The sequence below is a fragment of the Sphingobacterium bambusae genome (assembly GCF_033955345.1).
Lineage (GTDB): Bacteria > Bacteroidota > Bacteroidia > Sphingobacteriales > Sphingobacteriaceae > Sphingobacterium > Sphingobacterium bambusae.
The window spans coordinates 891,643-902,404 of sequence record NZ_CP138332.1 but is presented as its reverse complement, the minus strand read 5'-3'; the positions used below and the strand labels follow the sequence as shown (position 1 = coordinate 902,404).

Here is a 10,762-nt window from a genome sequence, read left to right as displayed (position 1 = left end):
TTAAACGTTTTAGGAGAGGGAGAGATGCCCATATCGCCGAAAAAACTGGACATTCAACAGCGAGATTCGCTGTTGTAATTTTCCCGCCTATTTCTATATCTTTGATAATTATAAACTATGCGGAACCTATTCTTGATAATGCTGATTGAGGTATGTATGCTATCTGTGACATCAATATGTTTCGGACAGCAGCAGTATTATTTCAAACATTATCAAACGGAGGATGGGTTGGCGCATAATTCGGTAGGCGCTGTGATGCAGGATAGCAAAGGGATGATCTGGGTGGCTACACGCGGAGGATTAAATCGCTTTGACGGGTATAACTTCAAGAATTTTCGCAACAAAAACGACCGATTTGGTTATTTAGGCAATAATGTGATCACGGCCTTGGCGGAAGATAAAGATGGCATGCTTTGGATAGGCACCGGACGTGGTATTTACCGTTATGATCCTTTTCAGGAAGTATTCACGCGATTGGAGTCTGCTCCACGTGCCTACATCAGCCACCTGCAGGTTGATCGCCACAACAACCTGTGGTTTTCTCTAAATTCAGAATTGCATAAATATGATGTGGAGCAGGATAGTCTCCAAAACCTCAAGATACAGGCTTCTTGTTTGACGATTGATGAACGACAATATAAACTGTGGGTAGGTAATCATGGTGGATCGATTACCCTTTATGATATGTTGACGGGGCAGCGATCGGAGATTCAGGTGTTGGGTAAAGAAATACCGGACAACCTACGTTCTATCAGTAAAATTGTGCTTTTAGATGGAGGTAAGGCGCTGATCGGCTGTTTTAAGCAGGGCTTGAAAAGCTATGATCTTTCGACGGGCAAGATCGTCTCATTGCGACTGCGCGAGCATGATAACACGGATATTTACGTACGCGACATTGGTTTGTCTACAAAATCGGAATGTTGGGTTGCGACAGAATCGGGCATCTACATCTACAACTTGAAAACGGGACAGCATGTGAATTTGCGTAAGCATGCTGATGATCCCTATGCGCTGGCCGATAACGCGGTGTATAGTGTGTACCGAGACCAGGAAGGGGGGATGTGGGCAGGCACGTTTTTTGGCGGCTTGCATTATTATTCACCCAACAATGCCCGGTTCAAAAAATACTATCCCGTGGCGGGGGTAAATTCTTTATCTGGAAACGCGGTGCGTGAACTTAGCCCAGATCATAAAGGAGACTTGTGGATAGGCACGGAAGACGGAGGCTTGAACAAAATGAACCTCAGGACGGGCATATTTTCTAATTTTCTTTCTTCCAATCAAAAGGCGCTTATTCCTTACGCCAATATACATGGTCTGTTGGCCTATAAAAATCAGTTGCTTTTTGGCCCTTACTATAATGGGATGGAGGTGTTTGACGTAAAACGAGGATTGGTAACCGATCGCTTCAAGCTGGTTGGCGAGAAAGATGGTCCGGCGAGCGACTTTGTGCTGTCTATTTACCAAACACGTGACAGCACGATCTTAGTGGGCACAGGCTATGGCGGATCGGGCTTGTTTCGATTTGACCCAAAGAAAAAGACCTTAACGCGCGTGAAGGAAATTCCGACAGACAGCTATGTCTTTGATGTGCGTGAAGATGCCAAAGGGAATATTTGGACGGGGAGCATAAACCGTGGGGCATATTACTACCACCCGAAGACCGGTGTAAAAGGCAATATTCGCTTTGCGGACAAGGTTAACGGCAAATATAGGGATGAGTTTGCCGTACATGGGATCTTTGAAGATAAGGATCACTTCATGTGGTTTACTACCGGTGGGGGTGGCTTGATGAAGGTTAGCCCAGCAGGAAAAATAGTGAAAAAGTTTACCGTGGCCAATGGGCTGCCCAGTAACCTATTGTTCCGGATGTTGGAGGATGATGCGGATCGGTTGTGGATAAGTTCACTGAAGGGCTTAATTTGTTTGGATCGAAAAACCGATAATATCAAAGTGTATACGAAAGCCAACGGTTTAATCACGGATCAGTTTAACTTCAGTTCGGCCTACAAGGACCCACAAGGGAAGATGTATTTTGGATCGGTGAAGGGGATGATCGTGTTTGACCCGAAGGATTTTGAAAAGACCAGCACAGGACCGGCAACTTATATCACGGGTTTTCAGGTAAACAATAAGGATGTAGTGCCGGGAACGGAAGGTAGTCCGCTTCAACGTTCGGTGTTTTACTCGGATACGATTGTGTTAAGCTATTTGCAGAATAACTTCAATATCGAGTTCGCCGCCTTGAACTACGCCTCGCCTGAAGTTACGCGTTATGAGTATTTTATGGAAGGCGTGGATCGTCGGGGCACCTATTTGAGTCGCAACCGCAAAGCTTATTTTACGGACCTCTCTCCGGGGGAATACGTATTCACGGTGCGGGCTAAATGCAATGTGGATAGCTGGATAGGGAAAGAGCGAAAGCTGTATATCAAGATCTTACCGCCCTACTGGCAAACGAGCTATGCATATGCGGCTTACCTGCTCTTGATAATAGGGATGGTGTTTTTTGCCGTGCGCTACTACCATCGTTACCTCGAAAGAATAAACCGGAATAAGCAGAAGCTTTTCGAGCATGAGAAAGAGAAAGATGTGTACCGTGCTAAGATCGAATTTTTTACGAATATCGCCCATGAGATACAGACGCCAATTACCTTGATTTTAGGACCAATTGAGCTGATGGTGCATCGTACGAAAGACGAAAGTATAAAGAAGAGTCTAGCAATGGTGCAGCGCAACGCCAAGCGGTTGGTAGAGCTAACCAGCCAATTGTTGGATTTTAGGAAAACGGAGATCGACCAGTTTGGGCTAAATTTTGTGCATACGGATATCCGTGCTTTGTTGAAGGAGCAGGTAATGAATTTTGTGCCTGAAGCGGAGAAGAAAGGCATCGAGCTGACCATGGATTTACCAATGGATCCGCTAGAAGCATTTGCGGATAAAGAAGCATTGGTAAAGATTTTTAGCAACCTGCTATCTAATGCAGTTAAATATGCCTTTTCCAAGGCACATGTTCGCCTGTTTGTTGCGGATGGAAAACAACAAACGTTTACTGTACTGGTGTGCAATGACGGAAAAGGTATTCCGCTAGGGATGAGCGAGAAGGTATTTGAGCCTTTTTTTAGGATGCGTGGCAACAGTCAACCGGGTACGGGCATTGGCCTTTCACTGGCGAAATCATTAACAGAGTTGCACAACGGGACACTTCGACTGCTACCCAGTGACGAACAGCTGGTGCTGTTCGAACTTCAGCTGCCGATGCGTCAAAAGTTTGAATTTAAATTGAGTAGTTGGAAAAAGATGTAGGCCCTATGAAAAACAAAATTCTGATCGTCGATGATAACGAAGATATCCTGGAGTTTTTAGCGCAGGTGCTTGGTGATTTATATGACCTATATACTGCAGAGAATGGTGAGGATGCGCGGCAGATTTTAGACCTGCAGTTCATCGAATTGGTGGTGTCGGATATTATGATGCCCGGCATCGACGGCTTCGAACTGTGTAAATTGATCAAATCCAATGTGGACTACTGCCATATACCGGTGGTGCTCCTCACGGCCAAGAATAGCTACGATGCCCACATTGAAGGGCTTGAGGTGGGAGCTGACCTCTATATCCAAAAGCCTTTTTCGCCCGAATTATTGCAATTACAAATTGCCAATCTTCTCGGGAACCGTTTGAAGATTAAAATGCACTTTGCTAGTTCTCCCTTCGAAGATGTGCGTGTGATGGCGCATTCTAAAACAGACGAAGCTTTCCTTAAAAAACTGGATAGTTATATTCGGAAAAACTTGGATGATACGGCGCTTAATATCGATCAGCTGGCCGATCATATGCATATGAGCAGACCTACGTTTTACCGCAAGATAAAATCCATATCCGACCTCACGCCGAAAGAATTGATCGATCTAACACGCTTGAAAAAAGCCACAAAGTTGATTGCACAGAATGAATTTACGATGTCCGAAATTGCTAAGATGGTAGGATACAGTAGTCAAAGCCTCTTCAATAAGAATTTTCAACGTTATTTCAATGTATCGCCACAGGGCTATATGAATTCCTTAGCAAAGGAATAGTCAAGGCTAGCCGTCTATTTCTGTGGCGCAGGATAGGGCAGGACGGTTAAGTTTTGTAAAGTAGATATTTTTGAAGGAGGGCGCTTTTCACAATAAGGTGAATCGCTACCCCTAAAGCATTTCAAGTGATACGATAAGCTTGGAATCTATAAACCTGGATAATCATTGACTAATAGGCCGATTGGTGCCAAACAGACATTCACGAGAAGGATGACTGGGGTAAAAACGGGATGACTAAACTAAAAATGCTAAAACGATTAATTGTTGGAGACTTTTGACGCGCTCCCTGCTAACATACCTTAAAAATGTACGTAAACTTAGAACTACTATCTAAATCATGAAAAGAAATCTTGTTATTTTATTGTTGCTATTTTCTGCCGTAGCGGTTCAGGCACAGTTGCGGTTGCCCCATGTGCTTTCTGACAATATGGTTTTACAGCGTAATGCGACCGTGTACATTTGGGGATGGGGACGAGCGGGATCAACAGTTTCGCTTTCGGCTTCTTGGCTTCAAGATACGACGCGTTTTGTGGTGGACGGCTCGGGACGGTGGAAGACGGCTGTCGCGACCTCGAACGCTGGAGGGCCCTACAGCTTGGATGTCCAAGCGGATGCCGAACGTATCACCTTACAAAACGTATTGCTGGGCGATGTATGGCTCTGCTCGGGACAGTCAAATATGGAGTGGAGTGGCGAGCAAAATCTAAAGGAAATTCTTGATGAACTGCCTAAAGCACACGATCCGGAGATCCGTTTGCTGCAGGTAAGCCGCTACGGATCGGATTATCCGCAGGATGATATTCCAAATCAATGGCAAAAATTGGATGCGCAATCTTTAAAACCTTTTTCAGCCATTGGCTATTTCATCGCGAAGGAGCTGCGCAAGGAATTGGGTGTTCCAATCGGCATTATCAATGCCAGCTGGGGAGGCACCGCTGCCGAGGTGTGGACACCCTCTTACTTTGTAGACCCTGATCCGGAATTGCGTGCCGCTGCTGAAAAACAAACGGCAGCTTCTTTCAGACCGCACGCGGTGGGCGTCTTATGGAACAGTATGTTGCATCCTTTAATTAACTATAAACTATCTGGAGTCTTTTGGTATCAAGGAGAAAGCAATGTGGCTACCTGGTCTTCTTACGATCGCTTGATGCAGCGCATGATTTTATCCTGGCGCCTCGCTTGGAACCAAGACTATCCTTTCTATTTCGTGCAGATAGCGCCTTTTACCTACAACAATAAGTTGCCACTAGCGGCTTTGCTACGCGAACAGCAGATGAAGACCGCGACCTCACTACGGAAAACAGCGATGGTCGTGACGACGGACTTGGTAGACAATGTGGGCGATATTCATCCCATTCAAAAAAGAGCCGTAGCAAAACGCCTTGCAGACATTGCGTTGCATGAGCATTACCTGAAGGGAGAACGAGACGATTATAAATCGCCGATGTATAAAGGACACCGTGTAGACGGTAAAACAATGGTTATCGATTTTGACCATGTAGGTAAGTCTTTGGTAGTTGAAGGAAAAACGGTCAAGCATCTCTTTATTGCGGGGCAAGATAAGGTTTTCCACGAAGCGGTGGCGGTGGTTAAGGGCAATCAACTGCTGGTGTCCTCAGCATCGGTTGCTACGCCAGTGGCTGTGCGTTTCGGTTTTGGAGAAACGGATATGTCGAATCTTTTTAACAGCAATGGTCTGCCGGTAGCGCCTTTCCGAACGGATGATTGGTCCTTTTAGTTTGTCTTACAGCATATTAATGTATTTACACCTTTAACATCGAAGCCCATGATTAACACGAAAACAGCCTCCCAAGGAATCAAACTTATTCTTTGTTGGATAGCTTTTCATACATTTTTGCTCAGTCAAGCCGCGGTCGTTGTTGCCGATGGTAGTCCACGTATTATCACCATCGTGAACTTTATTCGACAGACCGATTACCGCCTGAAGGATGCAGACAGCCTACTTTTTGATGCTACGGAGCGGGAGCTTGCGCTGATGAAAAAATACCAGTTAAGCGGTACTTTTCTGCTGCAATACGATGCCTTAATCAATCCGAAATATCAGACCTTACTGAAAGGGGAATCGCCTACAGAGATTGAAGTGGGCGCTTGGTGGGAAATTACCCAACCTCATGTAGAGGCCGCGGGCATCAAGTGGCGCGGTAAACACCCTTGGGTGTCAACCGCAAATATTGCCTTCACAACGGGCTATACCCAACAGGAACGAGAACGGCTGGTAGATGTCTACATGGAAAAGTTCAAGGCTGTTTTTGGACGATATCCAAAGTCGGTCGGTTCTTGGTTTATCGATTCGCATACCTTAGGCTACATGTACAAGAAATATCAGATCGTGGCATCCAGCAATTGCAAGGATCAAGTCGGTACAGATGGTTACACGCTTTGGGGCGGCTACTGGAACCAGGCGTATTATCCCAGTGTATATAATGCTTACATGCCAGCACAGTCTACAGAGAACCAAATTCCGGTTCCTGTTTTCAGGATGCTAGGCAGTGATCCTATATATCAATATGATTTGGGCGTGGGCACTGGCGGACAGGGAGTGATTACGTTGGAGCCGGTTTACGAAGATGGCGGTATGGATAAGAAATGGACGCGTTCATTCTTTAACGCGATCGTTGACCAGCCTAGTTTGGCATTCAATTATGCACAGGCAGGACAAGAAAATTCCTTCACATGGGACGCCATGAAAAAGGGGTTGGAGATGCAGTTTCCGATGATCGACTCGCTGCGGAAGGTGGGTAAAGTGCGTGTGCAGACTCTAGAAGAGGCAGGACGTTGGTTTAGCGAGCAGTTTCCGCAAACGCCCGCGACGGCAGTGGTGGCGCTGGACGATTATAGAGAGCAGGGCAACAAAAGCATATGGTATAACAGCCGCTTTTATCGCGCCAATCTCTATTGGGAGAAGAATGCCTTTCGCGTTCGCGATATACATTTGTTTGACGAGCATTTTAAATCGTTGTATCTCGATAAGCCGGGCACGGAAGGGCAATTCTACTATTTCACCTTGCCCTTGGTTGATGGTTTCTTCTGGAGTACAAAAACAGAACGCGCAGGCTTGCGCATAATGCACAAGAAAGCGAATGGAGAAGGCGAGGAGTTGATATTACAAGCACCGTCAGTGACAGAGCCTGACCATAAGACATTGGAGGTTCGTAGCAGGGATCAATATGGAAACTTGTTTGTTATTCTGCTGAAGGAGAAAGAGCTGTCTTTGCGTTGCGAACCGAAGCAAAAAGATCTTAAATGGTTTTTTGAGCTCAAGGTGCCTACAGAAAAGCAAACGATATTACCTTTCAAAAATATTGCCCAACAGGAGATTGCGGCCGTGTTTAAAGATCATGCCTTTCGAGTTCGTTGCAAGAAAGGCACGCTGTTGACGGGAAAAGATGCATCATTTGTTTTTCAGGTTCATCCACAGAAACAGCAATTGGCTTTGGATCTGGGGATCGGCAACTAGCAGCTGTGAGGGAGGTCTATTTATGTCAGAAAACACAACGGAAATCTCATTTCGTGCAATGCCGCAGATAGTGACGCGGTTAAATTTGTGTTTACGATATTTTTATAAACCCTCATTGATACACCTATGAAATCGTTGATACTCCTTTGGATCGGATGTAGTTGCATGATCGCCACGCTTCATGCACAGCCTTGGCAAAAAATGAAAGCAGATTTTCAGCAAATGCCAACTGAACATCGGCCGGTGCCACTTTGGTTTTGGAATAACACGGAAGTGATGCCCATGGAGATAAAAAAGCAAATGGCGCAGTTGCAACAGGCTGGCTATGGCGGTGTCAGTATACTTCCTTTTGGTAAGGATTTTAAACCGAAATATCTTTCTGAAGCCTACTTTGAGGCTTATCGCGTATGCTTGGAGGAAGCTAAGAAATTGGGTATGCGAGTTCACATATACGATGAATATGGTTTTCCGAGCGGCACCGCGGGAGATATCAACGGTGATGGTGTGGGGCGCTTTAAGCAACGGTATCCACATTTGACAAACAAGCGCTTGGATAAGACCGAGATTATGGTCGAGAAACCGGGGCGTTTTACAGCGACGATAAGTCGTGCAAACTTGATAGGCGTGGTGGCTTTGGACACGTTGGATCACCGTAGGATTGACCTCAGCAAACTGCTGAAAGGCGAAAAAATACAGTGGAATGCACCGCAAGGAGCGTGGAAGGTGATGGCCTTTTATTGCAATGATGCGGGCAATTCTATTGTTGATTACTTAGACCCAGAAGCAGCATCACTATATATTGAAATGACTCATGAAGCATATCAAAAACGTTTTTCCGACTATTTTGGAAACGTTGTGGAAGGTACTTTTTTTGATGAGCCCACCATGTATTACGCGGAGGGAAGAACTTGGACGCCGGCGTTTAACGAGAAGTTTCAAAAAAAGTATGGCTTCAATCCGCTACTTCTCTATCCGGCATTATGGTATGACATAGGTCCTGAGACGGTAGAGGCCCGCAACTACCTTTTCGGCTTTCGTGCAGAGCTGTTTGCTGAAGGCTACATTCGGCAGGTAGACGAATGGAGCCGTAAGCATGGGGTGTATGCCACAGGACACCTAGACAACGAAGAGATTTTAAATGCCGTTGGCACGTCGGGCGACTTTATGAAGGCTTTTAAATATTTGGAAGCACCCGGTATCGATAAGATTGGTGGGCAGCGTCCCGCAGAGCGATTTTATAAACTTATTAGTTCAGCGGCCTACAATTGGGATAAATATTTGGTGATGTCGGAAACATTTGGCGACATGGGCAATATTTCTTGGGATGAACTATTCCGCATCAGCATTGACCAATATAGCAAAGGTATCAATACCTTGATTCCACACGCGGCATGGTATAATGATCAAAAAGTAACGTTCCTGCCGGAACTATCGCTACGAAATCCACTGTACGCCGATAGCTTACGTACATTTACCGATTATTTGACCCGACTGAACGTCTTGCTAAAAAATGATGCCCGTTGGTTGGGCGACATCGCTGTGTTGTATCCTATCGCGAGTATGCAGGGCGATCATTATTTTGATGGACCGTTGGATTACTATAAGGGCGGTGTTGAACTACCTTACTTGGATTATACGGATCTTAGTGTGCATCTATTTGACAGCCTAGGTTTCGACCATATGTACCTACATCCGGAGGTGCTCGACGCACAGTGTAAGGTCAAAGACGGACAATTGTCCTTGCATAATAAGCGCCAGCACAATAATTTTAAAGTGATCGTTGTGCCAGCTTCCAGATCCCTCAGCTTGCGTAATATCGAAAAGATTGATGCCTTTGCCGCAGCCGGCGGAACCGTTCTATTTACGACGCAGCTACCTGCACAGGCCACACGGCGAGAAGATGATGAAAAGTTGCGTAACATCTTAAAAGGAATGTTGAAGCGAAACAATGTGCATTTTTTGGAGAAGCCAACCGTTCGGAATTTGCAAGCCGCTTTGCAGCAGGTGAAGACGCCATTTCTCTTGCAATTTAAGCAGCATCCGATACCGATCATACAAAAGGAATTAGCAGGAAAACGCATCCTATTTTTCGGAAATAGTTCCAGCGATGAAAAAAGGAGTTCTTTTGTATTGGATGGGCATTTTGATCTAGCATGTTGGGATCCGCATACTGGAGAAATGGAGTCTGAAAGGGCAATCATTAAGCGCGAAGGGTCAGGAACCGCGGTGACGGTGCGTTTGGCACCTTTTAAATCTTTGTTTTTGATCGAGCGTTGACCGAAAGGCATGATTTACTAAGAATTAGGAGCTATGGAGAGTTATTACAGATATTTACCGACAAGTGGCGATGATGATAAATGGGGACTGACCCTATTGAACGTAGGTTGTGGCGAAGTGGTGAACTGTGCTAACTATCCCCTAACAGGACACCCTGAGCCTTATCAATTTCAATGGAAACAGGGACGGAGATTGCAAGAATATCAATTGATCTATATATCCAAAGGGACGGGGATTTTCGAGTCGCAAAACGGAGGGCTGCGTAAGGTTTCTGCTGGAACGATGATCTTGCTATTCCCTGGAGAGTGGCACCGCTATCGGCCCGATAGCCAGACAGGTTGGGTAGAATATTGGGTGGGTTTTAAAGGTTCTACTGCAGATACCATGCTTGAGCATTCCTTCTTTTATAGAAACAAGCCGGTAATCCAAACGGGGCTGCACCCGGGGATTGTCAGTTTGTATCAGGATATTATGACGCAAACGCGGTCCGAGCTGCCCGGATACCAGCCCTTGGTTGCGGGTATGGTTGCTCATCTACTGGGGCTTGTGTATGCCTTGATTAAGCAGCAGCGGGTAGAACGGGAGAGTGGCGAGCATGTGAACTTGGTGCAGCAGGCGATGGTATTGATTCGCGAAAATACCGAAACAAAGATAACCCTGATGGAAATTGCCGAGCAGTTGAAACTGGGCTATTCCTTGTTTCGAAAGATATTCAAAAGACATACGGGCCTTGCACCAGGTCAATACCTCACGCAGTTGAAAATTGAACGAGCAAAGAGCCATCTTTTGTATTCGGAAAAACGGGTGAAAGAAATAGCGTATGCGCTTAATTTTGAGTCGGAATATTATTTTTCAAAATTTTTTAAAGATAAAACAGGCCTCTCGCCGATGGCCTTCAAAAAAACGTATGCGATCGTGTGTCCTTCGTAGT

Annotated in this window: 6 protein-coding genes; all 6 read left to right on the top strand. The window is 45.6% G+C overall.

Features of this window, described 5'->3' with window-relative positions; translation table 11 throughout:
* The first annotated feature begins 117 nt into the window (after nt 1-117).
* The 6 genes from SCB77_RS03745 (at nt 118) to SCB77_RS03720 (ending at nt 10,761) form a co-directional block, all read left to right on the top strand.
* Nucleotides 118-3,306, top strand: a complete 3,189-nt coding sequence (locus SCB77_RS03745) for a ligand-binding sensor domain-containing protein (RefSeq protein WP_320185087.1) — start codon at nt 118-120, stop codon at nt 3,304-3,306.
* A 5-nt stretch (nt 3,307-3,311) separates the two neighbouring features.
* Nucleotides 3,312-4,076 (top strand): response regulator transcription factor, encoded by a 765-nt coding sequence (locus SCB77_RS03740; RefSeq protein WP_320185086.1) that lies wholly within the window; start codon nt 3,312-3,314, stop codon nt 4,074-4,076.
* Nucleotides 4,077-4,413: 337 nt separating this feature from the next.
* The gene (locus SCB77_RS03735; RefSeq protein ID WP_320185085.1) at nt 4,414-5,814 is read left to right on the top strand and encodes a sialate O-acetylesterase; all 1,401 of its coding nucleotides are present in this window, start codon (nt 4,414-4,416) and stop codon (nt 5,812-5,814) included.
* Nucleotides 5,815-5,862: 48 nt separating this feature from the next.
* Complete coding sequence (locus tag SCB77_RS03730; protein ID WP_320185084.1) at nt 5,863-7,554, top strand: hypothetical protein; 1,692 nt, start codon at nt 5,863-5,865, stop codon at nt 7,552-7,554.
* A 201-nt stretch (nt 7,555-7,755) separates the two neighbouring features.
* Complete coding sequence (locus SCB77_RS03725; RefSeq protein ID WP_320185083.1) at nt 7,756-9,831, top strand: glycosyl hydrolase; 2,076 nt, start codon at nt 7,756-7,758, stop codon at nt 9,829-9,831.
* A 33-nt stretch (nt 9,832-9,864) separates the two neighbouring features.
* A complete protein-coding gene (locus tag SCB77_RS03720; protein WP_320185082.1) occupies nt 9,865-10,761 on the top strand; it encodes an AraC family transcriptional regulator in 897 nt (298 codons plus the stop codon).
* Nucleotide 10,762: the final 1 nt, after the last annotated feature.

Excerpts from the sequence above, each read along its gene's own strand:
- SCB77_RS03730 (WP_320185084.1), top strand. The coding sequence starts at position 5,863 with ATGATTAACACGAAAACAGCCTCCCAAGGAATCAAACTTATTCTTTGT.
- SCB77_RS03720 (WP_320185082.1), top strand. The coding sequence starts at position 9,865 with ATGGAGAGTTATTACAGATATTTACCGACAAGTGGCGATGATGATAAA.
- SCB77_RS03735 (WP_320185085.1), top strand. The coding sequence starts at position 4,414 with ATGAAAAGAAATCTTGTTATTTTATTGTTGCTATTTTCTGCCGTAGCG.
- SCB77_RS03740 (WP_320185086.1), top strand. The coding sequence starts at position 3,312 with ATGAAAAACAAAATTCTGATCGTCGATGATAACGAAGATATCCTGGAG.
- SCB77_RS03745 (WP_320185087.1), top strand. The coding sequence starts at position 118 with ATGCGGAACCTATTCTTGATAATGCTGATTGAGGTATGTATGCTATCT.
- SCB77_RS03725 (WP_320185083.1), top strand. The coding sequence starts at position 7,756 with ATGAAAGCAGATTTTCAGCAAATGCCAACTGAACATCGGCCGGTGCCA.